Raw genomic sequence first — 25,830 nt, 5'->3', positions numbered from 1 at the left:
ACGCGGTGCGCGAAAGCTCGCCTAACGACATGTTATGTCTCGCTTTCTGTGCTCCGAGCGCCTTGCGCTTCACTACGCTCGTCTATTTGTTCAGTGCTTCCATAGCGCAAACCTGCCGACCGTCACGGGGCCATGTCCATTGTCATGACATTTGTTAACATGTCTCATGACAATTACCGGTCAATATCGCTAGTCTGATACTATCACCACCACTTGGCGGGCGGTCAAAGGCTTTATTGAATCATGACAATTGATCTGACGCCCTATCTCTCCGATACGGGCCCCAAGTACCTCGCCATCGCCCGAGCGTTGTCCGAGGCGATACGTCAGGGCCAGCTGACGCCCGGCACGCGATTGCCGCCGCACCGTCAACTGGCCGACACCCTGGGCGTCAGTGTCCAGACCGTCTCCCGGGCCTACGCGCAGGCCGAGAAGATGGGACTGGTTCAGGCCCGTACCGGCAGTGGCACCTGGATCAACGCCCTGGACGACACTCGGGAGTCCGCCTACCTGCGCAACCTCGAACCCCGCCACGAGGATGCGTTGATCGACTTGTCCATCGCCCACCCGGTCTGCCCCCCCGGCCATCACCTGCGCTTTCGCGAGACCCTGGCCCTGCTCGCCGAGCAGGCCAGTCCCGAGGTCGTCACCGCCAGTCGTCCGATCGCCGGGCTTCCCCATCAGCGGGAAAGGGCCAGCGAATGGCTGTCCCGGCGCCTCGGCGTGCCCGGCGAGCCGGAGGACCGCATCCTCTGCAACGGCGCGGCTCATGGCCTGCTGCTGGCGATTTCCACGATCGTTCAGCACGGCGACCTGGTACTGACCGAGGCCCTCACCGATCATGGTCTGATCGCCTTGTCCCGCACCCTGGGGTTCCAGTTGAGGGGAGTGGCCCTCGACGACCAGGGCGTGTTGCCCGAGGCCCTGGACATCGCCTGTCGGCGCTTCAAGCCCCGCGCCGTCTGCCTGACCCCCACTCAGCTCAATCCCACCGGTGCCACCATGAGTGAGGAGCGGAGAGACGCCGTCGCCGAAGTGCTGGAACGTCATGGTGTCTGGCTGATCGAGGACGATGTCCACGCCCTGCTCGAGCCCCCCGGCCTGACGCCTCTCACCGCACGCGTACCGCACCTCGGCTTCCATATCACCAGTCTGACCAAGGCCACGGTGCCGGGGCTGCGGGCCGGCTACCTCAGCGTGCCGCGGGGCCAGTTGCATCACACCCTGCCACGCATGCGCGCCACCACCTGGATGGCCACACCGCTGATCTTCGAGATCGCCGACGCCTGGATCGCCGACGACACCCTGGAGAACATGGCCAGCGAACAGCGCGAATTGCTGGCCGAACGCCAGCGCCTCGCCACGCGTCTGTTGAGCGGACACGAGCGCACCGCTCGCCCCACCGGCCTGCATGTCTGGCTGGCACTGCCGACCGCCTGGCGCACCGAGGAACTCCAGCAACAGGCCGAACAGGAGGGCGTCGCCATCACCACCGCCGTTCCCTTCATGGTGGAACAGACGGCAGCGCCTCGACGGGTTCGCCTGAGCGTCGGCGCCGAGCCGGATATCGAGCGTTTCGAGGAAGGCCTGCAACGCCTCGCCAACTTGCTCGGCGAGGCGCCACCGCCCATGATGCAATTCGTCTACTAGCAAGCAGGAGCAGGACATGATGCGCGTACTCGTCCACCACGACCGCGCCGACGACTGGCGCGAGGCCCTGGCCCGGCGACTGCCGGATGCCGAGATCCTGACCCGCGAGGCGAGTGCCAAGCAACGCCGCGATGTCGACTACCTGGCCGCCTGGAAGCCCCCGGCGGAGCTGTTCGCCGAACTCAGCCGGCTCAAGGGCATCGTCAACCTGGGCGCCGGTGTCGACGCCCTGCTGAACAACCCCGCCCTGCCTCGCGACGTGCCCATCGTCAAGCTGCGCGACGCCGGCATGGCCGGCCCGATCGCCGATTATGTCCGCTACGGGGTGCTTCACTTCCAGCGCGATTTCGACCACTACGCCCGACAGCAAGCCGCTAACCAGTGGCGCGAGCACCCCATGACGGACAAGGCGGACTGGCCGGTCGGCGTGCTCGGGCTCGGTGCCATCGGCGCCAAGGTCGCCACCTCGCTGGCCGCCGATGGCTTCCCGGTGCATGGCTGGAGCCGTTCCCCCAGGCAGCTCGACGATGTGACCTGTCACCATGGCGACGCAGGCCTCGACACCCTGCTCGGCCAGGTCCGCAGCCTGGTGCTGCTGCTGCCGGATACCCCCGCCACCCGACGCCTCATCGATACGCGGACCCTGGGACTGATGCCCGAAGGGGCCAGCCTGATCAACCCCGGGCGCGGCTCGCTGATCGACGAGACGGCCTTGCTCGACGCCCTGGACACGGGACGACTGCGCGGCGCTCTGCTCGATGCCTTCCCGGTGGAGCCCCTGCCCGCCGACAGCCCGTTGTGGTCGCATCCGCGCATTCTGATCACGCCGCACATGGCCGGCCCCACGCCGCTGGGCGACGCCGTCGATCAGGTCGCCGACGCCTTGCGCGCCTTCGAGGCCGGCACGCCCCAGCCGACCATCGATCCGGATGCCGGCTACTGACGCCATGGCCTACACGAACGCCCCTGCAAGCGATACGCTGATGAATAGCAGGGGCAATCCCGCCCCTGGACAAGTGACACCCACCGACTCCCGTGAAGGAGGTGCGCGATGTCTCGGATCACACAGTCTCAGGCCACTCGGTCCCGGCCTCCCCAGCACTATGACCGCCGCGATGCACTGCTGGTAGTCGACATGCAGAACGACTTCTGCCCGGGCGGCGCCCTGGCCGTGGCCGGTGGCGACGCCCTGGTGCCGGGCATCAACGCCGAGATGGCCGAGGCCAGGCGGGCCGGCGCCTTGATTGTCGCCTCCCGGGACTGGCACCCCGTGGACCATGTCAGCTTCGCCCATCGGGGCGGCCCCTGGCCGGTGCACTGCGTGCAGGACACCCCGGGGGCCGCCTTCCACGCCGATCTGGCACTGCCCGACACGACCATTCGCGTCAGCAAGGCCACCGCCTTCGATCGCGACGCCTACTCGGCCTTCGACGATACCGGCCTCGGTGACTATCTCCGCGAACGCGGGATCGAGCGTGTCACGGTCTGCGGCCTGGCGCTGGATGTCTGCGTCAAGGCCACGACACTCGACGCGCTGCGCGAGGGATTCACCACCCGCCTGCTCGATGGCTTGAGTGCGGCCGTGGATCCGGAAGCCATCGAGGCCTGCCGCGACACGCTCACCGACGCCGGTGCCGAACTATGCCGATGACCGCTCCGCTGACGGTGGAAGACGACGAGCTGGCGCTGCTCACCGATCTCTACCAGTTGACCATGACCCAGGCCTACTGGCGCGAAGGCATGGGGGATTCGGCGACCTTCAGCCTGTTCTTCCGCCGCCTGCCGGACGAGCGCCGCTTCATGCTCGCCTGCGGCCAGCAGCATGCCGCCGAGCGGGTCAGCCGACTACGCTTCGGCGAGCGTGCCATCGCCCGGCTGGCCGAGACCGGGCGCTTCGACGACGCCTTCCTCGACTGGCTGGCGAACTGGCGCTTCGAGGGCGACATCTGGACCCTGCCGGAGGGCACGCCGGTCTTCGCCGACGAGCCCCTCCTGGAGGTCGATGCGCCCATCGCTCAGGCCCAGTTGCTCGAGAGCCTGATCATGAACCTGGTGCAGCTGGAGACGGTGCTGGCCTCCAAGGCGGTACGGCTGGTCATGGCCGCCCGGGGACGACCGGTGGTCGACTTCGGCTTGCGCCGCATGCACGGCGTGGACGCTGCCGTGCGTGGCGTACGCGCCTATCGCACTGCCGGACTGGCCGGTACCAGCAACGTTCTCGGCGGCCTGCGCCACGACCTGCCGCTCAACGGCACCATGGCGCATAGTTACATTCTCGCCCACGACAGCGAACGCGAGGCCTTCCGTGCCTTCGCCCACCACATGCCGGACACCACCCTGCTGGTGGATACCCATGACACCCTGGCGGGCATACGCGAGGTCATCGGCCTGCTGCGTGACGAGCCCGACCTGCGCATCGGCGCCATCCGGCTCGACTCGGGCCACCTCGAGGAACTGGCGCGCCACGCACGCCGGCTCCTCGACGACGCCGGCCTCGGCGACGTGAAGATCGTCGCCAGCAGCGGCCTGGACGAATATGCCATCGATGCCCTGATCCGCGCCGATGTGCCGATCGATGCCTTCGGCGTCGGCACCCAGTTGGGCGCCTCGGCCGACGCCCCGGTCATCGACCTCTCCTACAAGCTGGTGGAATACGCCGGCGAGCCCCGGGTCAAGCACGCCCCGGGCAAGGTCAATCTACCGGGGCGCAAGCAGGTCTATCGCCACCTCGACGGCGCCGGACGCCTCGCCGGCGACACCCTGGCCGGGCGCGACGAGCCACTCGATCACGGCTCACCGCTGCTGGTACGCAGTGTGAGCCGGGGGCAGCCCGATCCCGACGGCATGGCACTGGCGGCATCCGCCCGGGAGCGCGTGGAAGAGGTCCGCCGGCGCCTGCCGGAAAGCCTCGCCCGCCTCGACGCCGGCGATAGCGACTACCCAGTGACGCTCAGCGAGGGGCTCGCCGCCTGGCGCTGACCCGAACGAGCGGAGCCGCCCCTTCGGGCGGCCCCGGGAGTCGCCGTGGCGAGCAGCCTGCGTCGCCCCGACAAGATGTCCCGGAATAACCGGTGGCTTAGGCTTACAGCAGCTCGTTGAAACGCGCCAGCCAGGCCGGATGCGCCGGCCAGGCCGGGGCGGTCACCAGCTTGCCGCTGGTGATGGCCTGATCGACCTCGATCCCGGCATAGTCACCCCCGGCCAGGGAGACCTCAGGCGCACAGGCCGGATAGGCCGAGACCCGAAACCCCGACAGGGAGATGGCGGCGGCCAGCAACTGGGCGCCATGGCAGATGGCGGCCACGGGCTTGTCGTACTCGAAGAAGTGGCGCACCGTCTCGAGGACACGTTCGTCCAGACGCAGATACTCCGGGGCACGTCCGCCGGGAATCACCAGGCCATCGTAATCGGCCGCCGACACCTCGGAGAAGGTGGCATTGAGAACGAAGTCATGCCCGGGCTTCTCGGTATAGGTCTGATCGCCTTCGAAGTCGTGGATGGCGGTACGGATCCGATCGCCCTCGCGCTTGTCGGGGCACACGGCATCCACCGTGTGACCCATGGCCTGCAGGGCCTGGAAGGGCACCATGATCTCGTAGTCCTCGACGAAATCGCCGGCGATGAGCAGTAATCTGGCCATGGTATTCACCTCGTCTGCGAGTGGAGAAGGTTGCTGTCGCCAGCATAGGTCATGTCCGGCGAGGCGACGAGCGCCCCGGCACATGACCGCTTTTCCCGGCCATCCTCGGGAACCTCGCACCCTTCTTCGCGCTCCCAGAACCGTCGACACCGAGAGGATCGTTCATGCCCGCCTTGCCGCTACTTCGCTCGTGGCTGCTGATACTGCTCCTGTCGTTCGCCGGCCCCGCCGTCGCCGACACCACGCCACAACCCTTCAGCGCCCGTTACCACCTACAAGTGGCGGGCTGGCCCGATGCCGACATCCAGCATCGGCTGCAACGCACCGCCAGCGGCTGGCAGAGCGAGATGAGCGCCAGGCTGCCTGGGGTCAGCGGCCATGAGATGGGCCGCTTTCGCCTCGAGGACGGCCGGGTTCACTCGCTCTACTATGCTTCCGGCTACTCGCTGCTGGGCATCCAGCGATCCTATCGACTCGAGCGCGATGACCTGGCGACATGGCCGGACCGCCAGAGCGCCCTGTTCGCCCTGTCCCGGGAGGCCATCGACGGGGACTGCGCATCGGGGTGTCACCTGCGCTATCTCGACCATCGAGGACGCGAGGAGCGCCTCGACTACCGGCGGGTGGGCCGCGAGACGCTGAACCTGCCCGCGGGCCGATTCGAGGCGCTGCGCGTGGAAGTGACCGAGCCGGATGAACCGGACCGCCGCCTGGTCTTCGACTTTCTCCCCCGGATGCCGGGACTGCTGCTGTCCATGGCCTACTACCGCGACGGCGAACGCCGCAACCACCTGACACTCACCCGCTTCGATTCGCCCTGAGGGAAGTGCTGCATAAATCGCCGAGCATAGTGAAGCGCAAGGCGCACGGAGCACAGAAAGCGAGACATAACGAGGGGTTAGGCGAGCTTTCGAGCACCGCTCAACGAAGCGATTTACATGCGCAGGCATTTTTGCAGTGCTTCCTGATCACCGGCCTTCCTCCCTGTACAGAAAACGCCTAGAGTGAGGGGTTTTTCGGCGCGCCGTCGGGCGGGGCAAAAGGCCCTCTCGACGGCGCCGCGTTTCTCCAAGGAAGGAATCTCGCGATGTTGAGTGGCCTCTTGATCGTCCTGCTCCCCCTGGTGCTCGGCTATCTGGTGCGTATTCGCCATGCGACGCTCATGGCCGGCATCAACCGGGGAGTGAACGCCTCCATCTACGTGATCCTGCTGCTGATGGGCATCAGCCTGGCCGGACTCGACGACCTGGGCGGCAAGCTGACACAACTGGGCGGTCAATCGCTGCTGCTGTGCGCCGTGATCTCGGCCTGCAACCTGGTGGCCCTGGCCTGGCTATCGCGCCGCCTGCGCCTCAAGGTCGACGCTTCCCGGGCAGTGGCAGGCGCCCCCACCAGCAAGCTGGCCGCCATGGCGGGCTCGCTGTCGTTGATCGGCGTAGTGCTGGCCGGCGTCATCCTCGGCCTGCTGGCGGGCGGGTCGCTGGGCGAGCCTCTGTTCGCCTGGGCCGAGACGCTCTCCGAGTGGGTACTCTATGCCCTGCTGGCCTTGATCGGCTGTCAGCTTCGCAACTCCGGCATGCCGCTCAGACAGATCCTGCTCAACCGCTTCGGCCTGGCCATCGCCAGCGTCCTGGCAGCGAGTTCACTGATCGGTGGACTACTGGCCGCCCCGCTGCTCGACCTGCGCTGGAACGAGGGGCTGGCCATGGCAGCCGGCTTCGGCTGGTACTCGCTGTCCGGTATCCTGATCGGCGACCAGTTGGGACCGCTGCTCGGTGGCATCGCCTTTCTCAACGACCTGATTCGTGAGCTGGTGGCCTTCGTGCTGATCCCCCTGGTCATCCAGCGCCACGCCGCCCTGGCCATCGGCTATGGCGGCGCCACCTCCATGGACTTCACCCTCCCGGTGATCCAGCAGCACGGCGGCGTCGCCTGCGTGCCGGTGGCGGTGGTCAGCGGCTTCATCCTCTCGCTGCTCTCGCCGCCACTGATCCTCTTCCTGCTGACGCTGTAGGCCGGGCCCTCCCAGCAGCAGTTACCGGGGACCAGGACGAAAACGCCCGCGACTCGAGAGTCGCGGGCAAGTATCGAAACAGTGCTCGGTCAGGCGAAGTGGGGTCAGAACCAGATCTCGCTCTGCACCCCGAAGGCCCATTCGCCGCCGGTAAAGCCGGCACTACCGAAGGCGTCGTCCGCCGAGTAGTCGTTGAGCTCTTCGTCCCAGTCGCTCCAGGAGGCGAACAGCCTGATCTCCGGACGCTTCCAGAAGCCTCCCACCTCAGGCTTGAAGGTCGGCGCGATGGTCAGCTTGGTGTAATCTCCTTCCACGGCGTTGTTGCCGCCGAAGCCTTCGGGCGAGATATCCATCCACTGGTAGCTGCCTTCATACTGCATCTCGAAGTTTTCGGTCAGCTCGTTGGCCAGGCGAACATTGAACGTTGCCCAGTCGTACTGGTCACCCTCGACGTAACGGTCTTCGCTGGTTTCGGCCAGAATCGCCGGCGCCACACGCCACCCGGGCGCTATGTAGGTGGTGCCATAAAGGCCCAGGCGTGTCGCGGTGGCATCCTCGCTCAAGTCGCCATTGGAACCAATGCTCTTGGTCTCGGCACCCAGTCCCTGACCATGCATCACCGCCGCCTTGAAGCTACCGTCATTCAGGCCGAAGAAGCTGTCGCCATGGTAAGCCACCATCGTGTGTACGCCGTTATCCGCGGCGCTGATGTTGCCTTCGGTCAGACGCTCATCGTTGTCGGTGGCATTCATGCCACTGACCATCCACTGCCAGTTACCGAAGTAGTTATTGGAGGTGAGGATCAGGTTATCGGTACTACCGGACTCTTCGGCCGGATTCTGGCTATCGACCGGGAAGTCGGTGAAGCTGCGACCATAGACGGACAGGTTCGACTTCCAGTTGTCGGCAAGTTGCATGTCGTAGATGCCGCCACCGGTTCCGGCCAGGAAGATGAAATCGCTGTCGAGCCAGTGAATATCGAAATTGTCGCGGTCGAAGCGCTTACCCGCCCAGATCGAGGCGTTTTCGAAGGCACCGGTAAAGCTAGGCAGATCGCTGAACTCAGCATAGACCTGGCGCACATTGAGATCCGATTCGCCGGCCGTCCAGTCATTACTGGTGGTGACGCCATCGGCGATCATGGTGGTGTACTTCGCCTTGGCACCGTTATCGAAGCGCATCTTGTAGTTGAGGATCGCCTCGGCGTAGGTATCCGGTTCGTTGCCGAGACGCCCCACGGCACCACCCTGCGAGCCGGCCGGCGTCAGGTAGGGGCCTCCCTCGGTGCTCTTGCCATCCTCACCGATCAGCAGCCCCGAACGGGCATAGGCGTTGAAGGAGAAACCTTCTTCACCATTGGCATGGCGCTCCACCTTGGCAAGACGCGACTCGATGTCCTGACCGACAGACCGAGAGTCGTCGGCCTGCTCCCGGGCCATTTCCCGTTCAGCCTTTTCGGCCCGCCTTTCCGCGGCGGCGGCGCGCTGCTCGGCGGCCACAATCCGTTGCTCCAGTTCGGCCAGACGCGCCTCGAGATCACTGTCCGCTTGAGCGTTCGCCAGCGAGCTGGCCGTCATGGCGGCGGCGGCAACCGCCAGGACAAGAGGGGACTTACGCAGGCGTTGGGTCGCAAATGTCATCTCATTCAAAGCCTTTGTTGTTGTCACGGGAAGAGACCAGCCGGCGACGTCTGTCGCCACACCCTGTGCATGGGGAGGCGCATCATCGGAACACTGATCTTAATCGATTAAGACGCTACCCCAATTGAGACCAGTTCCTAAATACCACCTATGTCTAACCACCTTGCAGATTTCTCTATAAAAATTTTTAATTTCAAATAGTTATATAGGAAATAGCTTTGAGCCGGCGCACCGACGCTCGCCGTTAGCCCAAAGTCTGGGTTGATCGTGCTCATCACCCGGTCTAACGTTTTTCTGCAGTCGATCTTAATCGATTAAGACAACACTTTCAGAAAACACTCGGAACCAAGGCTCTCCCTTTTGTCACACCGGCGGTCAGCCTTGAATCAAGCGTCAGCGCATAACAACAAGTCGACAAGGAGCACCATGAACAACAGATGGATTCCCGTCATCGCCTTGGCCGGCCTGGCCGCCCAGCAGGCCCATGCCGCCGAACTGACCATCTCCTGCGGCGCCGTGGGGGCTGAACTGCAGCTCTGCGAGCAGGGCGTCGAGGCCTGGGAAGAGAAAACCGGTCATACGGTCGATATCGTTTCCACGCCCAACTCCTCAACCGAACGACTGTCGTTCTATCAGCAGATCCTCTCGGCCCAGTCGGGCGACATCGATGTCATGCAGATCGACGTGGTATGGCCCGGCCTGCTGGCCAACCACCTGCTCGACCTGAACGAAACCCTCGGCGAGGAGGTCGCCGACGGCCATTTCGAGGCCATCGTCGCCAACAACACCGTGGATGATCGACTGGTCGCCATGCCCTGGTTCACCGACGCCGGCGTGCTCTACTACCGCCAGGACCTGCTCGACGAGTACGGCTTCGAGCCGCCGGAAACCTGGCAGGAGATGACCGAGATCGCTCGCGAGATCAAGGCCGGCGAGCGCGAAGCAGGCAACGACGATATCTGGGGTTATGTCTTCCAGGGGCGTGCCTACGAGGGCCTGACCTGCAACGCCCTGGAATGGATCGCCGGCAGCGGCGGCGGCACCATCGTCGATGCCGAGGGCGAGATCACCATCGACAACCCGGAGGCCGCCAAGGCACTGGACCTCGCCGCCTCCTGGATCGGCGATATTTCGCCGGATGGCGTGCTCAACTACACCGAGGAAGAAGCCCGGGGGGTCTTCCAGTCCGGCAACGCGGTCTTCATGCGCAACTGGCCCTACGCCTGGGCCCTGGCCCAGAGCGAGGACAGCAAGGTGCGCGGCAAGGTCGGCGTGGTGGCCCTGCCGCATGGTGAAGGCGACAGCAGCGCCGCAACCCTGGGCGGCTGGAATCTGGCCGTTTCCCGCTACTCGGAAGTCCCGGATCTGGCCGCCGAGCTGGTCGCCTTCCTGACATCCGAGAAAGAGCAGAAGCGTCGCGCCATCGAAGCCTCCTACAACCCGACCCTCGCCACCCTGTACAAGGACGAGGAAGTCCTCGAGGCAGTGCCCTTCTTCGACACCCTCTACCCCGCTTTCACCAACGCCGTGGCACGCCCGTCATCACCGACCGGCAGCAAGTACGGCCGAGTGAGCAACGGCTTCTTCAATGCCGTGCACAACGTGCTGTCCGGCAACCAGAGCGGGGCCGAGGCAGTATCGCAACTGGATAGCGAACTGTCGCGCCTCAAGCGCCGCCGCTGGTAAGCCAGGAGGCCCTCATGTCACACCCTGTCGCCGAGCGCGCCCCCCACCGCGGGGGTGCCGCCAAGTCCGGTTATCGCGGCACCAAGGTGCGTCGCCAGCGAGTCCGTGCCGCCTGGCTGTTTCTCGCTCCCATGCTGGTGGCGCTGGCCCTGGTAGCCGGCTGGCCACTGCTGCGCACCTTCTACTTCAGCTTTACCGATGCCTCCCTGGCCGATACCGGCCGGGCGACGCTGATCGGTTTCGAAAACTATCTGGTCTACGACGACGGCGCCTGGTACGGACTGCTCACCGATCCTGTCTGGTGGACCTCGGTCTGGAACACGGTGTTCTTCAGCGTGACGTCGGTATCGCTGGAAGTGGTCTTCGGGGTCATCGTCGCCTTGCTGCTCAATGCCGAATTCCGGGGGCGCATGCTGGTGCGCGCCGCCGTGCTGATTCCCTGGGCGATTCCGACCATCGTCTCGGCGAAGATGTGGGCCTGGATGCTCAACGACCAGTTCGGGATCATCAATCACCTGCTGATGATGCTGGGCATCATCGACGCTCCCCTGGCCTGGACCGCCGACGCCGACCTCTCGATGTGGGCGGTGATCATGGTCGATGTCTGGAAGACCATTCCCTTCGTCGCCCTGTTGGTATTGGCCGCCCTGCAGATGTTGCCGAGCGACTGCTACGAAGCTGCCGAGGTCGACGGCATCCATCCGGTCAAGGTGTTCTTCCGCGTCACCCTGCCGCTGATCACGCCGGCCCTGATGGTTGCAGTGATCTTCCGCCTGCTCGATGCCCTGCGCGTGTTCGACGTGATCTACGTGCTGACCTCCAACTCGACCAACACCATGACCATGTCGATCTACGCCCGCCAGCAACTGGTCGAGTTTCAGGACGTGGGCTACGGCAGCGCCGCCTCGACGATGCTGTTCTTGATCATCGCCCTGATCACGGTGCTCTACCTCTATCTGGGCCGCCGCCAACTGGGAGTCGACCAATGAACCGGACCGTACTCCGACTGCTCAAGCGCCTCGGCTTCTATGCCCTGATCGCCGTGGTGCTGTTCTACGCCATCTTTCCTTTCTACTACGCCGTGGTCACCTCGCTGAAACCCTCCAGCGAACTGTTCCGCGTGGATTTCTGGCCGTCATCCTTCGATCTCGTCAATTATGCCCGGATCCTCGGCGAGAAGAGCTTCGTGCGCGCTATCCTCAACTCCATCCTGGTGTCGTTCAGCGTGGTCTTCATCGCCCTGCTGCTGGGCCTGACGGCCTCCTATGCACTGGGTCGCGTGCGCTTCCGGGGCCGCACCTCGGTGCTGCTGATCATCCTGGGTGTCTCGATGTTTCCCCAGGTGGCGGTACTCTCGGGACTGTTCGAGGTGATCCGCGTCCTCGATCTCTACAACAACCCCGCCGGCCTGGTGCTCAGCTACACCATCTTCACCCTGCCCTTCACGGTCTGGGTACTGACAACCTTCATGCGCCAGCTTCCCCAGGAACTGGAAGAAGCCGCCATCATGGACGGCGCCACCCCCTGGATCACCATCACCCGCGTTTTCCTGCCGTTGATGTGGCCGGCCATGGCGACGACAGGGCTGCTGGCCTTCATCGCCGCCTGGAACGAGTTCCTGTTCGCCCTGACCTTCACTCTCACCGACGACCAGCGCACCGTGCCGGTGGCCATCGCCCTGATCTCCGGCGGCAGCCAGCACGAACTGCCCTGGGGCCCGATCATGGCCGCCTCGGTCACCGTCACCGTACCGCTGGTGGTACTGGTGATGATCTTCCAGCGGCGCATCGTTTCGGGGCTCACCGCCGGCGCGGTCAAGGGCTGAATCTCTTTATCAAGGAGTCCAAGATGCAGGACAACACCTTCTGGTGGCACGGCGGCGTCATCTACCAGATCTACCCGCGCAGCTTCATGGATGCCAACGGCGATGGCATCGGCGATCTCGCGGGCGTCACCGAGAAGCTGGACTATGTGGCGAGCCTCGGCGTGGACGGTATCTGGCTATCGCCCTTCTTCACCTCGCCGATGGCCGACTTCGGCTACGACGTCAGCGACTACCGCGATGTCGACCCGATGTTCGGCACCCTGGACGACATCAAGGCCCTGCTGGCCCGAGCCCACGACCTGGGCCTCAAGGTGATCATCGACCAGGTGCTCAGCCACTCCTCGGACCGCCACCCCTGGTTTCGGGAGAGTCGCCAGGATCGCGGCAATGCCAAGGCCGACTGGTATGTCTGGGCCGACCCCAAGCCCGACGGCACGCCACCCAACAATTGGCTGTCGATCTTCGGCGGCCCAGCCTGGACCTTCGAACCCAGACGCCGTCAGTACTACCTGCACAACTTCCTGGCCAGCCAGCCCGACCTCAATTTTCACCATCCCGAGGTGCGACGGGCGCAGCTCGACAACATGCGCTTCTGGCTGGACCTGGGCGTCGACGGCTTCCGCCTGGACACCGTGAATTTCTACTTCCACGACACCGCCCTGCGCGACAATCCGCCGGTGCCGGAAGGTGCACCCAGGACCCTGGGCGCACCGGACAGCAACCCCTACACCTGGCAGCGCCACCTGTACGATATCAGTCGCCCCGAGAATCTCGACTTTCTACGCGAGCTGCGTGCTCTGATGGACGACTATCCCGGCACCACCACGGTAGGCGAAATCGGTGACGACACCCCGCTCGAGCGCATGGCGGAGTACACCGAGGGCGGCGACAAGCTGCACATGGCCTACACCTTCGACCTGCTCAACGAGCCGCACTCGGCAGCCTATATCCGCGAAGTGATCGAACGCTTCCAGAAGTTGGCCGGCGATGCCTGGCCCTGCTGGGCGCTCTCCAACCATGACGTCATGCGCAGTGCCAGCCGCTGGGGCGGCTCCGAGGACCCGGATGCCTATCCTCGGGTCGCTCTGGCGTTGCTGTTTGCGCTACGCGGCAGCGTCTGTCTCTACCAGGGCGAGGAACTGGGACTGCCGGAGGCCGAAGTGCCCTTCGAACGCATCCAGGACCCCTACGGCAAGGTGCTGTGGCCGGAATTCAAGGGGCGCGACGGTGCCCGCACGCCCATGCCCTGGCGTTCCGCCGCGTTCGGCGGCTTCTCGACAACCGAACCCTGGCTGCCGCTGGACAGGCGCCACCTGCCGCTGGCCGTGGAGACGCAGGAGCGCGACCCCGGCTCCACGCTCAACGCCGTACGGCGACTGTTGAGCTTCCGGCGTCAACACCCCGCCCTGCGCGACGGCGACCTCGAGCTGATTGATGTGGGCGAAGCGTTGCTCGGCTTTAGCCGGCAACATCGCGACGAGCGCCTGTTGTGCGTGTTCAACCTGACCGACGAGACGCAACATACCCGCCTGCCGGCCAAGGGACGCCCCCTCGACGACCATGGATTCAGCGCCGCGCTGGACGGCGAGACCCTGACGCTGCCGCCCTACCAGGCCGCTTTCCTGCACCTCGATTCATCCCCCCAGACAGCCGGAAACGCAAACCGGCAGGGAGTCGCCACATGGCAAGCGTGACCCTCGAAAAGCTCAACAAGGTCTTCGGCAACACCCAGATCATCAAGGACGTCGACCTGACGATCGGCGACGGCGAGTTCGTGGTCTTCGTCGGTCCTTCCGGTTGCGGCAAGTCGACGCTGCTGCGGCTGATCGCCGGTCTCGAATCGATCACCGACGGCGAGCTGTCCATCGGCGAGCGTGTCGTCAACGACCTGCCACCCCGCGAGCGCGGCGTGGGCATGGTGTTCCAGTCCTACGCCCTTTACCCGCACATGACGGTCTACGACAACATGGCCTTCGGGCTCAAGCTGGCCAAGGCCGATGACCAGACCGTCGAGCAGCGCGTCATGGAGACCGCTCGCACCCTGCAGCTCGAGACGCTGCTCGAGCGCAAGCCCAAGGAGCTCTCGGGAGGCCAGCGGCAGCGGGTCGCGATGGGCCGCGCAATGGCACGCAACCCACAGATCCTGCTGTTTGACGAGCCGCTGTCCAACCTCGACGCCTCCCTGCGCGTGCAGATGCGCAACGAGATCGCCCAGCTCCACCACCGGCGAGGCTCCACCGTCGTCTACGTCACCCATGATCAGGTCGAGGCCATGACCCTCGCCGACAAGATCGTGGTGTTGCGGGATGGACGCATCGAGCAGGTCGGCAGTCCGCAGACCCTCTACCAGCGACCGGCGACGCGCTTCGTCGCCGGCTTCATCGGATCACCGACCATGAACTTCCTGCCCGCCGAGCTGTGCGATGCGAGCCCTGATGGCTGTCGGGTGGCGGTCGCCGGCGTCGGCGAACTCGACCTGCACCAGGACGCCGGCGAGACATCGGGACAACGGCTGACCCTGGGCATTCGCCCCGAGCACCTGCGACTCGACGCGGCCGAGGGCGACAACCGCTTCACGATCGTCAACGTCGAGTACCTGGGCAACGAGGTCTACGTCTATCTCGAGCCCAGGGAAGGCGACACCCTGTTGATCCACCGCAGCGAGGCGCCCAGCGACTGGCAGGTCGGCCAGGACGTCGCCCTGCACGTCGACGTCGAGCATGCCCATCTGTTCGACGCCTCCGACCGGGCCCTGACCATCGCCACGCAGCGTCACGCTGCCTGACCGGGAGACATCATCACCATGGGACGCCTGACACTCACCGGCATCGGCAAGGACTACGACGGTGTCGAAGTCTCGCGAGACATCGACCTGACCATCGAGGACGGCGAATTCGTGGTCTTCGTCGGTCCCTCCGGCTGCGGCAAGTCGACGCTGCTGCGCATGATCGCCGGCCTGGAAGAAATCAGCCGAGGCGAAATGTGCCTGGACGGCGAGCGTCTCAACGAGACGCCGCCCCAGGAACGCGATATCGGCATGGTCTTCCAGTCCTACGCCCTCTACCCCCACATGACGGTGGCGGAGAACATGGCCTTCGGACTGAAGCTCGCCCACGCCGACAAGACCGAGATCAAGCAACGGGTCGATACCGCCGCCCGCACCCTGCAGTTGTCGCCGCTGCTGGATCGCCGCCCCAAGGCACTGTCCGGAGGTCAGCGCCAGCGGGTGGCCATCGGCCGCACCCTGGTCAAGCAGCCTCGGGTCTTCCTGCTCGATGAACCCCTGTCCAACCTCGATGCTTCGCTGCGCGTCGAGATGCGCGTGCAGCTCGCCGAGCTACATCGACGACTCGGCGCCACCATGGTCTATGTCACCCACGACCAGGTCGAAGCCATGACCCTGGCGGACCGGATCGTTCTGCTCAGCGGTGGCCGCATCGCTCAGGTCGGCGCACCACTGACGCTCTATCACTTTCCCGAGAGCCTGGAAGTCGCGGCCTTTATCGGCTCGCCCCGCATCAACACCCTGCCGGTCACGGTCATCGACCCCGGACGGCGGCGTACCGGCGTGCAACTGCCCAACGGCGAGCCCCTCCCCGTGGCAGTGGATGGTTCGCACCTGACGACGGGCGAGACTGCCACTCTGGGCATCCGCGCCGAGGACTTCGTGGCACCGGACGCGGCCGACGCCCTGCTGAAAGGTCGGCTGGGCGTGGCCGAACGCCTCGGCTACGAGACCCTCGCCCACATCGAGGTGAATGGCGCCGATGGCACCATCACCCAGCGCCTCGACCGCCTGGCGCACCTCGAGCCTCGTCAGGCGACGACGCTGGGCCTGTCCGGCGAGCAGTGCCACCTGTTCGATGCCGAGGGTCGGGCCTGTCCCCGCCAGGTGACGCTGCCCGGCGTGGCGGCGTGAATGCCGCGTCTCCCGCGGCGAGCGCCGCGGGAGACGGGTGACCGATGCGATTCAGCGTGCCTGGAGACGCTCCGCCAGCCAGGCGCGAGCCTCCTCGTCGCCGGCACGCTCAGCGCGTTCGGCGAGCTGCATGGCGAGCTCGATGTCACCGGCCTGCAGGGCGGCCCGCATCAAGCGACGCCAGTCGAGAGGGGCCGGGTCGTCCGGTGCGACCTCACGGGGCATCGTCGCGAAGCTCTCCGTGCGCGTCGTCACCGTCTCGGCGCCGCCGGTACCCAGCAGAGGCGCCAGCAGACCGTCGCTCTCCCCCAGCGGCCTCACCCGCAACGACACCTCGCCACTGGCCAGATGCGGCGCCACGGGATCGACCACCGCCGGCTCGGCGAGATGACGCGCCCGGGCCTGGGCCCGCGCCGGATGCAGCAGCTCGCTTTCGGCGGCCCGGGCGGCATCGGACGTCAGGACCACCAACCGGTCGGTCCGGACCGAGGGTGTGACGCCGAGACTCAGATAAAGGCGATCGTCGTTCAGCCCCCGTGCCGACTGGTAGGTGAAATCCTGCCAGTCGAAACGTCGCTGTATCACCCCCGTCTCGTCGAGGAGCAGCACCAGAGGAGCGAACAGTGACAGTTGCCCCTGATCGTCGCGCTGCACGCGGCTGATCAGCTCCAGGCGCAGCGGCCCCATCCCCCGTGGTAGTGCCATGGCATGAAAAGGACTCGGACCGGTATCGAAGCGGTGCACCGGCGTCTCGGGCCCAAAGCGCAGTGTTCGTTCGTCACGCCCCGCCAGCGGCGATGACGGCAGGGTGGCGAGCCCCCGACAGCAATCGCTGGCACGCTCAAGCCAGGCTTCGTCGAGACGGTGATCGGGGGGCGTGGGCGTCGTCGTGGCGCAACCGCCGAGCAGCAACGCCCCCAGTACGCCCGTCAGGGCAAGACGACGCTTGGTCGCCCCGCGGGACAATTCGATGGACATGTCAGGACCTCGTGGGGTGGCAAGAAAACCGTGGCAAGGAAAAATGCCGGTGCCTCGAGAGCACCGGCAAAGGATCAGCAAGCTGTCATCTCACGAAACGCGCGGGGCTTACCACCAGGCTTCGGCCTGCAGGCCCACGGTCACGCCGTCATCCTCGCCCATCTCGATGGACTCGCTGGCGGCGTTGTAGACATCGCCGTCCCAATTGGCGTAGGTGACGAAGGCGCGCAACACCGGACGCGCGAAGGCACCGCGTCCCGCCGACCATTGCTGGGCCAGAGTCAGCTTGGTCAGGTCGGCGGTTTCCATGCTGTCCTGCTGGGGGTCGATACGATCGTAGCCGAGTTCCAGTGCAGTGCTCTGAGTATCGCTCCAGTAATAGGTCGGTCGGATACCGGCCGACAGCCAGGTCTGCCCCTGGCCATTGTCCAGGTCACGATCCTCGTAGATGGCGGCGTAGAGCATGTCGATATCAGGCGTCAGGTTGACCTGGCCATGGTCGAGCACGCGAATCATGCTGCCTTCCGGCGTGGTCGAGGCGGTGTTGGTACGACCCGAGCCGCCGATGATGCCGTCGGTGGCGTACTGCACTGCAAGCTTGTTGTAACCACCGAACCAGTCGCCCTGGGTGTGCTGCAGGGTCACCATGTGCCCTTTCTCAGGATCGACGCCGGCACGGTCCTGGGCATCGGTTAGCGTCGCCGAACCATAGTCATAGCCGATCTCGAGGCTACCGCCCGCATTGGTCTCGATATCCGCCAGACGGATGTCGAAGGTGTTGTTGGCGAGATTCTGGCGCCCATCGGGGAACTCGGTATCTTCACTGGAGTTGCGCAGCCAGGCCAGACTCAGCTTGCCGAAGCCCAGGTCGATGTTCTCGATACCGCCACCGGGCCCCGAGAGATCCCAGTAGTAGTAATCGTTCATATGGATGTCGTGGCGCTGGTAGAAGCGCTTGCCGGCCCAGAGGGTGGCCTCGGGCATCGCCTCGATCACGCCGGTCGCCTGGACATTGAGCTGGCGCAGCGCAATGGTGTTGCCATCGTCGCTGTCGCTGTCCAGGCCTTCGAAGTCATTGGCCTGCTCGTTGACATAGGCCACCAGGCTGTCGAAATAGAAGGTCTTGTCGTCCTTCTCGTAGAGGGTCGAACCCAGCCCCAGCTCGGCATAGGTCTCGCACTCGTTGCCGAGGCGATACTTGGCCGGCGCCCCGGCCGCCTTGAAACAGGCCTGATCGCCACCACCGGAGGTCGAGCCGATCCCCGAGCGTCCATAGCCATGAAAATTGACGTCGGCAGCCTGCGTGGCCCCGGTCGTTGCCAGGGCGATGGCCGCGGTCAGAGAGGAAAGCGTGAAGCGTCGTGTCCTGGGAGAGGTCATGATGATCCCTTTATTGTTGTGCATGGTGCCGTCGGGTTGGAACCCCTTGCGTTTGAAACCCGATCGGGCGTGAAACCACGGCAGCCCTGTCATGGGATACCGCCGTGATGCCACTGTGTCGGAAAGCGCTCGAGGTGTTGTCCTCCCCGCCACCGTGACGAGGGGGCGGGGGAATGAGGCGTAGGAGGCAACCCGGGGAGGAGGAGAATCAGCCCTTCACGCCGCCGGCGGTCAGACCGCCGACGATCCAGCGCTGACAGAGCAGAAACACCAGGGTGATGGGCAGTCCGGAGAGCACCGCCGCCGCGGCGAAATCCCCCCAGCGCTGGTTATGCTCGGCGAGGTATTGCTGAGCCCCCACCGCGAGCGTCAGCTTGTCCTCGTCGAGCAGCAGCACCGAGGCCATGGGGTACTCCATGATCGACATGATGAAGGCCAGGATGAAGACCACCATCAGGATCGGCACCGACAACGGCAGCAGAATATGCCGGAACGCCTGCCAGGTGCTCGCGCCATCCATCATGGCGGCTTCCTCCAGGGAGCCGTCGATGGATTCGAAATAGCCCTTGATGGTCCAGATATGCAGGGCCACCGCGCCAAGCGAGGCGAGAATCAGCGAGCCATGGGAGTTGATGCCGAGCCAGGGCACCAGCTGGCCGAGCCGGTCGAACAATGCATAGAGCGCCACCAGCGACAGCACCGGCGGGAACATCTGGAAGATCAGCATCCCCTTGAGCAACCCCGCCTTGCCACGAAAACGCATGCGGGCGAAGGCATAGGCACTGGTGGTGGCGAGCAGCAGGATCAGCACCGAGGACACCGCCGCCACCTTGACCGAGTTCCAGAGCCACAGCAGCACCGGAAACGGCGGCTGCACCATGCTGCCATCGGGGCGCTCCCAGGGAATGCCCAGCGCCAGCGACCAGTGTTCCAGGGAAAAGTGCTCGGGAATCAGACTGCCGGTGGCAAAGTTGCCCTCGCGAAAGGAGATCGAGATCACCAGCAGCAAGGGGAACGCCACCAGGGCGACGACGCCCAGCAGGGCGAGATGCGCGGCCAGCTTGCGGGCGCGGATGGAACGCGGTTGAACCATGGCCATGGAAGAATTCTCCTGAAATCCGAACGGTGGCGTGTTCCGTTACACCTCGACCCTTGATAGCCGCAGGTTGAGCAAAGACAAGCCCATCACCAGCAGGAAGATCAGGGTGGCGATGGCCGCCGCCAGTCCGAAGTCCTGACCGGCATCCTGAAAGGCGATGCGATAGGTATAACTGACCAGCAGGTCGGTGGTGCCCGCCGGCGTGCTCGCCCCGAGGATGTCCGGTCCACCGCCGGTCAGCAGGGTGATCAGCACGAAATTGTTGAAGTTGAAGGCGAAGGCGGCAATCAACAATGGCGTCAACGGCTTGATGATCAGCGGCAGGGTGATCCGGAACATGTTGGTCAGCGGCCCCCCGCCATCCACCGCCGAAGCCTCGTACAGGTCGCGGGGCACCGACTGCAACAGTCCCATGCACAGCAGCAGCATGTAGGGATACCCCAGCCAGGTATTGACGATCAGCAGCATGGTCCTCGCCATGGCCGGATCGGTGAACCAGTCCGGACGGATGCCGAAGACATTCTCGAGAATCAGGTTTATCTCGCCGTAGGACTGATTGAACATGCCCTTGAAGATCAATATCGAGATAAAGGCCGGCACGGCATAGGGCAGGATCAGCAGCGTACGATAGACGGCCTTGCCCCGCAGCTGCTCCCATTGCAGCAAGGATGCCAGCACGAAGCCCACCGCCAGGGTGAAGAGCACCGTGAGACCGGCGAAGACGAAGGTCCAGACGAAGATCGCCAGGAAGGGGCCTCGCACATCGGGGTCCAGCAGCACCCGGGCATAATTGTCCAGCCCTACCGCCACCGGCCAGCCCGGCGTCAGGCGTTCTCCTTCATCATCGACGAAGAAGCCATGCTCATGATCCGGTGTCAGGCGTGTCCCGTCGCGCCGATCGGTGAGGCTGCCATCGGGATTTTCCGTGTAACGCGGCAGGATCGGCGCGAAATGCCGCAGCCCCGCCATACGCAGCTCGACATCATCGGGCGTGGTCAGCACCAGCCGCTGGAGGCGTTCACGCTCGGCGATCACCTCGCGCATGCCCAGTGCTTCCCCCGCCGGCGGCGACTGAGCGGGATGCACCGCCAGGACACCCTGCTGCCCACTGTCGACCAGGGGCTCGGATACCAGGCGCGATGCCCCGATATCCACGTCTTCCCCCTGGGCCTCGAGATAGAGGCGGCGGCGTTCTCCCTCGCGATAGAGCCGGAAATCGAAGGCGCTGCCCTCCGCCTGATAAGTGCGTTCGAGAAACTGGGCGCGAACCCGCTCCTCACCGAGCAGGTTGCTCGAGCTGTAATTGCTGAAGCTGATACCGACGGTATACAGCAACGGAAAAATCACAAACACGCCCATGCCGGCCAGAGCCGGAAAGACATAGCGGTGACTCATCAGCTCGCGCTTGCCGAATACCACGGCCAGGGAGGCTCCCAGCACCAGGAAAAGCAGCGCGAACATCCACTGCCCGCGCAGGTGGAACGCCACCACCAGCCACAGCAGGAATACCACCAGCACCGCCACCAGGGCACGCGAGACCCAACGGCGATAACGCTCGGCAATGGAACGGGAACGATGGCGCGGCAGGCCGCGTGAAGCATTGGTCGTGAACATGGTTGGTCACCTGCCGCCCGCGACCGGACCGGGGCCAGGACGCGGGCGAATGTCGGGAAGGGTCACTGATTCGAGGTGCGCATGCGCTCGGCGGCAGCATCGAGAGCGGCTCGCGGCACCTGGCGGCCACTTCCGATGTTCTGCAGTGCCGGCTCCATGGCCGACCAGAAGGCACCCATCTCGGGAATGTTGGGCATCGGCTCGCCGATCTCGGCATTGGCCAGGGTGGCGGCGATATCGGGGTTCTCGCCCAGTTCCGCCTGATAGGCCCGATGCGCCACCGCACCCAGGGAACCATCGCTGTTGAAGGTCCGCAGGCCTTGCTCGTCGAGCAGATAGCCTTCGAGAAATTCGATGGCCAGGAAGTCGTTGGGCGAGGCGGCATTGATCATGGCCGCGGTCACCCCGAACAGAGGTTTCGCCCTTGCCTCCCCCACCCGGGGCAAGGGCGCCACACCGAAATCGATGCCGCTCTTCTCGAGGTTGCTCCAGGCCCAGGGGCCGCTGATCATGGTCGCCACCTCGCCACGATTGAAGCGCGAGGCCATGACGTTGTAGTCGGTACCCTCGGGCAGAACCCCCGACGCGATCAGCTCGCGCAGACGCCGCGCGCCCTCCATGGCCCCGGCGTTGTTGACGCCGATGTCGCCGACGTCATAGCCCTCGGCGGTCCGCTTGTAGGGATAGCCGCCATTGGCAGCCAGCAGGGGCCAGCCGTAATAGGGCTCGCCATAGTCAAACAGGATCGCCTTCTTGCCCTCCTCGCTCAGTTCGGCGTCGAGTTCTGCCAGGGCCTCGAGGCTCTCCGGCGGCGTCTTGACCAGTGCCTTGTTGTAGATCAGCCCCAGAGACTCCACCGAGATGGGATAGCCATACGTCTCGCCATTCCAGACCATCGCGTCCCAGGTGAAATCGAAATAGCGCTCGCGATACGCCGCCGACGGCGACACCGTCTCGAGCAGCCCGCTCTGCGCCCATTCTCCCATTCGGTCATGGGCCCAGATGACGATGTCCGGCCCCTTGCCGCTGCCGGCGGCCTGCTGGAAACGATCGGTGAGATTGTCGGGATTGACGATATCGACCTCGATGCCCATTTCTTGCGTGAAACGCTCAGCTACCTCACGAATGCCTTCCGGGCCCTTGTTGTCACCCATCCAGATCGTCAGGGCATCATTCTCGAAAGCCAGCGCGGGCGATCCTCCGAGAGCGGTCGCTACCAGGCAGGCCGGCAGTGCGTAGCGTCGTATCATAGCGCGGTTCCTCTTGTTATGATCCTGCAAGCATCGATCTCTCCATGGACCGATGCCCCATCGCCACGAGACTCGGCTATCCTTGTCGCGACGTGCTCATCCCGCGGTCCCGCCAGGGTGGCGTAGCCCCGGGGCGTAGGCCCCTCGCGGGGCAAATTCGACCTGGGGGCTTCTCTCCCATCGCCTACCACCTTGGTCGCAGATCGCCCCACAAGACGATAATTCGCGCCATACTGACAGCATCTGTAACGATTAAGACGCTGCCTCAGGTGCCGCATGCCGTTGATCCATGACAAGCTGATGGCCCCCACCCTGCCCCCGACGACCGTGTCCCGCGAGCGGCTCAACGACCATTTCGCCCTCAGCGAGCACACGCGCTTGATGGTGATTCAGGCCCCCTCCGGTTACGGCAAGAGCACCCTGATGGCCGAGCGGTTGCCGGCGCTCGAACAGCCTGCCGCCTGGCTGCGCCTCGAGCCCCTGGACGATGACCCGGTGCGCTTCGCGCGCTACTTCGCCGCCGCGCTGGGCACACTCTGTCGCCAGCACCTCGGCCTTTCACTGCTGGAAGACGACGAGACCCAGCCACTGGCTTCGCGCATCGATGGCTGGCTGACGGTCCTGCCCGACCAGGCGCCTCCCTGCCGTCTGGTCATCGACGAATTCGAACACCTGCGTTCACCGGTGCTGCTGGAGGCCTTGCGTTACTGGCTGCGCCATCAGCCTCGCTGGTTGACCCTGACCGTGATATCCCGTTCACGCCCGGACCTTGGACTCGCCGCCATGCGCCTGCGCGGCGAACTGGAGGAGCTCGGCCCGACGCAACTGGCCTTTACCCTCGACGACAGCCGCGCGCTGAGCGACCAGCTGCTGAGCTTTCCGCCCACCCGGGTCAGCCTCGAACGCGCCCTGCGGCTCACCGGCGGCTGGGCCATGGCCATCAACTGGCTGTTCGAACGCACCACTACCACCGCCAGTTTCGATGCGCTTCTGGAACGACTGGGCGGTGGTCACCCCGACTTCGTGGCCTGGTTCGACGATTTGATGCACGAGGCACTGGAGGAGTCGGACCGTATCCTGATGCACCAGCTCGGCGTGCTCGAGCGTTTCTCACCCCACCTGGTCGCCCGGCTGCTCGAGGGCCAGCATGCCGGACGCCGCCTCGAGGCGCTGGAGCAGGCCGGACTCTTCATCGAACGCGACGATCCCCACTCGCCCTGGTGTCGTTTCCATCCGCTATTTGCCCAGTACCTGCGCTACTGTCGCGGGGAACTCAGCCTGGATGCCCAGCGTGACCTGCATCGCCGAGCCAGTCAGGCCTGGCTGGCCATGGGCGATTCTGCCCTGGCGGTAGCACAGATGACCGAGGCACAGGACCCCGAGGCCCTGGCCACGCTGGTCGAAGCCGAAGGACCAGGGTTGCTCGATCGTGGACAATGTGCCCCGCTGGCACGCGCTCTTGACGTGCTCGGCGACACGCGCCTGTCGGCCTCGCCCCGATTGACGCTGTTGTGGGGCTGGGTCACCCACGCCCAGTATCAGTTCGCGCACACCGAACGTGTCATCGGCTGGATCGAGGCGCGACGCGACCGGGACGAGTGGCAGGCGCTCAGCGCCGAGTTCGACACCCTGCGCGCCCAGCTCGCCATCAACCGCGGCGAGGCCCGACACGCCGCACCGCTGGCCGAACGCGCCCTGAACCTCCCTGCCACCTACCTGCCCGGCATGCCGCTGGCGGCCGCCACGATTCTCTGCGAATCCCGCTTCGTGCAGGGATACCTGGACGAATCACTGCGTCGCGTTCGCGATGTCGCTCGCGAAGCGCGCCGGCGCGGTGACGACCAACGCCTGCTCTGGGCCCATTGCCACGAATCGGAGACCCTGTTCGCCATGGGTCGACTGCAGGCCGCGCACGACGTCCAGCAGCGCGCCGTGGCACATATCGAGCGCCGACGACTGCAGCACCTGCCCATCGTCGAATTCGTGCATCGCATCCGCAGCCAGTTGCTGTGGGAATGGCATCGCCTCGACGAGGCCGAGCAGGCGGCGCTCGATGGTATCGCCGTGCTCGACAACCAAGGCGAGCACTGGACCCTGCAGTGCCACATCAGCCTGGCCAAGATCGCCCTGGCGAAAGGCGATCATACCCAGTGCAGCGACCATGTCCGCCGTATTCGGAAGGCCCTGGCCGACGGCGACTACCATATCGACTGGCGGGCCAATGCCCACACCACCCTGCTCAGCTGGTGGGCGAGCCAGCACGACCTGGAGGCCATCGAGCGTTGGCGTCAGGACGCCCCGGAGGCCAGCCCGGCCGATGCCACCAACCACTTCACCCAGTGCAATGCCCGCAACCATGCCCGGGCCCTCATGTACCTGGGACACTTCGCGTCGGCACGCGAGCTGCTCGAGACCCTGGAGACACAGACACGACGCCTGGGACTGGTGACGGACGCCAATCGCAATCGGCTCTGCCTGGCCCAGCTCGAGTGGCTGGCCGGCCGTCGTCATGCTGCCCTTCCGCATCTCGAACAAGCCCTGGAGCTGGCCTCGCGTACCGCCCTGGTCGGCAGCTTTCTGCGCCTGGATGATAACCTGGCCCCCATGCTCGACCTCCTGCTGGAGGACGACACCCTGGACACACTGACGCGTCAGCGTGCCGAGCGCCTGCTCGACCTGAGCCGGCGGCGATGCAACTACGGACGTGCGGTTCGCCTGATGCTCGACGATGCCGTGATCGCCGACCTGGTCGCGCGCCCCGATGTGCCCGAGTTGATCCGCACCTCACCGCTGACACGACGCGAATGGCAGATCCTCGGCCTGATCCACGCCGGCCTCTCCAACGAACGGATCGCCGAACGTCTCAACGTGGCCCCCACGACCATCAAGACGCATATTCGCAGCCTGTATCAGAAGCAGCACATCCGTCATCGCGACGAGGCCATCGCCCTGGCGGGCCAGTTGCTCGAGCGCATCCAGGGTGACACGCCGGCACCCGCCGCCATCGCCTCCGCCCCGGTTCCTCCCCCGAGCTACGCCTGACGGGGAGGAGGCCGGACGCTTGCCGGATCGTCACCATGTCTCCTGCCAGGCGGCGCCCGTCACATCCGTTCCGGGCGCCGCGTCTATCGACAG

20 protein-coding genes are annotated in these 25,830 nt (G+C 65.2%); 13 read left to right on the top strand and 7 right to left on the bottom strand.

Annotated elements, in window-relative coordinates; genetic code table 11:
* Positions 1–243 precede the first annotated feature (243 nt).
* From LU493_RS03135 to LU493_RS03120, 4 genes are all read left to right on the top strand, one after another.
* Positions 244–1,650 (top strand): PLP-dependent aminotransferase family protein, encoded by a 1,407-nt coding sequence (locus tag LU493_RS03135; protein ID WP_275286331.1) that lies wholly within the window; start codon positions 244–246, stop codon positions 1,648–1,650.
* A 19-nt stretch (positions 1,651–1,669) separates the two neighbouring features.
* The gene (locus LU493_RS03130) at positions 1,670–2,593 is read left to right on the top strand and encodes a 2-hydroxyacid dehydrogenase (RefSeq protein ID WP_275286475.1); all 924 of its coding nucleotides are present in this window, start codon (positions 1,670–1,672) and stop codon (positions 2,591–2,593) included.
* A gap of 108 nt (positions 2,594–2,701) precedes the next feature.
* The gene (locus LU493_RS03125) at positions 2,702–3,301 is read left to right on the top strand and encodes a nicotinamidase (RefSeq protein ID WP_275286330.1); all 600 of its coding nucleotides are present in this window, start codon (positions 2,702–2,704) and stop codon (positions 3,299–3,301) included.
* The gene (locus tag LU493_RS03120) at positions 3,292–4,629 is read left to right on the top strand and encodes a nicotinate phosphoribosyltransferase (RefSeq protein ID WP_275286329.1); all 1,338 of its coding nucleotides are present in this window, start codon (positions 3,292–3,294) and stop codon (positions 4,627–4,629) included. Before LU493_RS03125 ends, LU493_RS03120 begins: the two co-directional genes overlap by 10 nt.
* Positions 4,630–4,732: 103 nt before the next feature.
* On the opposite strand, the gene LU493_RS03115 is transcribed toward LU493_RS03120, so the two are convergent.
* The gene (locus LU493_RS03115; RefSeq protein ID WP_275286328.1) at positions 4,733–5,290 is read right to left on the bottom strand and encodes a DJ-1/PfpI family protein; all 558 of its coding nucleotides are present in this window, start codon (positions 5,288–5,290) and stop codon (positions 4,733–4,735) included.
* A gap of 164 nt (positions 5,291–5,454) precedes the next feature.
* On the opposite strand from LU493_RS03115, the gene LU493_RS03110 reads away from it, so the two are divergent.
* Both LU493_RS03110 and LU493_RS03105 read left to right on the top strand, forming a co-directional pair.
* Positions 5,455–6,111 (top strand): hypothetical protein, encoded by a 657-nt coding sequence (locus LU493_RS03110; protein WP_275286326.1) that lies wholly within the window; start codon positions 5,455–5,457, stop codon positions 6,109–6,111.
* Between the two features lie 266 nt (positions 6,112–6,377).
* Positions 6,378–7,304 carry a lysine exporter LysO family protein gene (locus tag LU493_RS03105; protein ID WP_275286325.1) on the top strand — a complete coding sequence of 309 codons (927 nt, stop codon included), beginning with the start codon at positions 6,378–6,380 and terminating at the stop codon, positions 7,302–7,304.
* 104 nt (positions 7,305–7,408) lie between these two features.
* Here the strand turns inward: LU493_RS03105 and LU493_RS03100 are convergent, their stop codons facing one another.
* Complete coding sequence (locus LU493_RS03100; protein WP_275286324.1) at positions 7,409–8,944, bottom strand: carbohydrate porin; 1,536 nt, start codon at positions 8,942–8,944, stop codon at positions 7,409–7,411.
* Between the two features lie 426 nt (positions 8,945–9,370).
* Here LU493_RS03100 and LU493_RS03095 point away from each other — a divergent pair, with 426 nt between their 5' ends.
* The 6 genes from LU493_RS03095 to ugpC are packed head-to-tail and all read left to right on the top strand — an operon-like array spanning position 9,371 to position 16,374.
* The gene (locus LU493_RS03095; protein ID WP_275286323.1) at positions 9,371–10,630 is read left to right on the top strand and encodes an ABC transporter substrate-binding protein; all 1,260 of its coding nucleotides are present in this window, start codon (positions 9,371–9,373) and stop codon (positions 10,628–10,630) included.
* Positions 10,631–10,644: 14 nt separating this feature from the next.
* The gene (locus LU493_RS03090; RefSeq protein ID WP_275286322.1) at positions 10,645–11,619 is read left to right on the top strand and encodes a carbohydrate ABC transporter permease; all 975 of its coding nucleotides are present in this window, start codon (positions 10,645–10,647) and stop codon (positions 11,617–11,619) included.
* A complete protein-coding gene (locus LU493_RS03085; RefSeq protein ID WP_275286321.1) occupies positions 11,616–12,455 on the top strand; it encodes a carbohydrate ABC transporter permease in 840 nt (279 codons plus the stop codon). Before LU493_RS03090 ends, LU493_RS03085 begins: the two co-directional genes overlap by 4 nt.
* A 23-nt stretch (positions 12,456–12,478) precedes the next feature.
* A complete protein-coding gene (locus tag LU493_RS03080) occupies positions 12,479–14,149 on the top strand; it encodes an alpha-amylase family glycosyl hydrolase (protein ID WP_275286320.1) in 1,671 nt (556 codons plus the stop codon).
* Complete coding sequence (locus LU493_RS03075) at positions 14,137–15,240, top strand: ABC transporter ATP-binding protein (RefSeq protein ID WP_275286319.1); 1,104 nt, start codon at positions 14,137–14,139, stop codon at positions 15,238–15,240. Before LU493_RS03080 ends, LU493_RS03075 begins: the two co-directional genes overlap by 13 nt.
* An 18-nt stretch (positions 15,241–15,258) precedes the next feature.
* The gene (gene ugpC, locus LU493_RS03070) at positions 15,259–16,374 is read left to right on the top strand and encodes a sn-glycerol-3-phosphate ABC transporter ATP-binding protein UgpC (RefSeq protein ID WP_275286318.1); all 1,116 of its coding nucleotides are present in this window, start codon (positions 15,259–15,261) and stop codon (positions 16,372–16,374) included.
* Between the two features lie 51 nt (positions 16,375–16,425).
* Here ugpC and LU493_RS03065 read toward each other — a convergent pair whose 3' ends face one another.
* From LU493_RS03065 to malE, 5 genes are all read right to left on the bottom strand, one after another.
* Entirely contained in the window at positions 16,426–17,352 is a 927-nt protein-coding gene (locus LU493_RS03065) for a MalM family protein (protein ID WP_275286317.1), read from the bottom strand.
* A 108-nt stretch (positions 17,353–17,460) separates the two neighbouring features.
* Positions 17,461–18,756 (bottom strand): maltoporin, encoded by a 1,296-nt coding sequence (locus LU493_RS03060; RefSeq protein ID WP_275286316.1) that lies wholly within the window; start codon positions 18,754–18,756, stop codon positions 17,461–17,463.
* A gap of 184 nt (positions 18,757–18,940) precedes the next feature.
* Positions 18,941–19,831 carry a maltose ABC transporter permease MalG gene (gene malG, locus LU493_RS03055; RefSeq protein WP_275286315.1) on the bottom strand — a complete coding sequence of 297 codons (891 nt, stop codon included), beginning with the start codon at positions 19,829–19,831 and terminating at the stop codon, positions 18,941–18,943.
* 39 nt (positions 19,832–19,870) lie between these two features.
* Positions 19,871–21,445, bottom strand: coding sequence for a maltose ABC transporter permease MalF (gene malF, locus LU493_RS03050; RefSeq protein ID WP_275286314.1), 1,575 nt, complete (start codon positions 21,443–21,445; stop codon positions 19,871–19,873).
* A gap of 62 nt (positions 21,446–21,507) precedes the next feature.
* Complete coding sequence (gene malE / locus LU493_RS03045; protein WP_275286313.1) at positions 21,508–22,695, bottom strand: maltose/maltodextrin ABC transporter substrate-binding protein MalE; 1,188 nt, start codon at positions 22,693–22,695, stop codon at positions 21,508–21,510.
* Positions 22,696–22,971: 276 nt separating this feature from the next.
* Here malE and malT point away from each other — a divergent pair, with 276 nt between their 5' ends.
* Positions 22,972–25,737: an HTH-type transcriptional regulator MalT gene (malT, locus tag LU493_RS03040; RefSeq protein ID WP_275286312.1), complete on the top strand. Its 2,766-nt coding sequence runs from the start codon at positions 22,972–22,974 to the stop codon at positions 25,735–25,737.
* The last annotated feature ends 93 nt before the right edge of the window (positions 25,738–25,830 follow it).

Source organism: Halomonas elongata (assembly GCF_029081005.1).
GTDB classification, from domain to species: domain Bacteria; phylum Pseudomonadota; class Gammaproteobacteria; order Pseudomonadales; family Halomonadaceae; genus Halomonas; species Halomonas elongata_B.
Note: the sequence above shows the minus strand (reverse complement) of the source record. Positions and strands in the feature narration are given on the sequence as shown.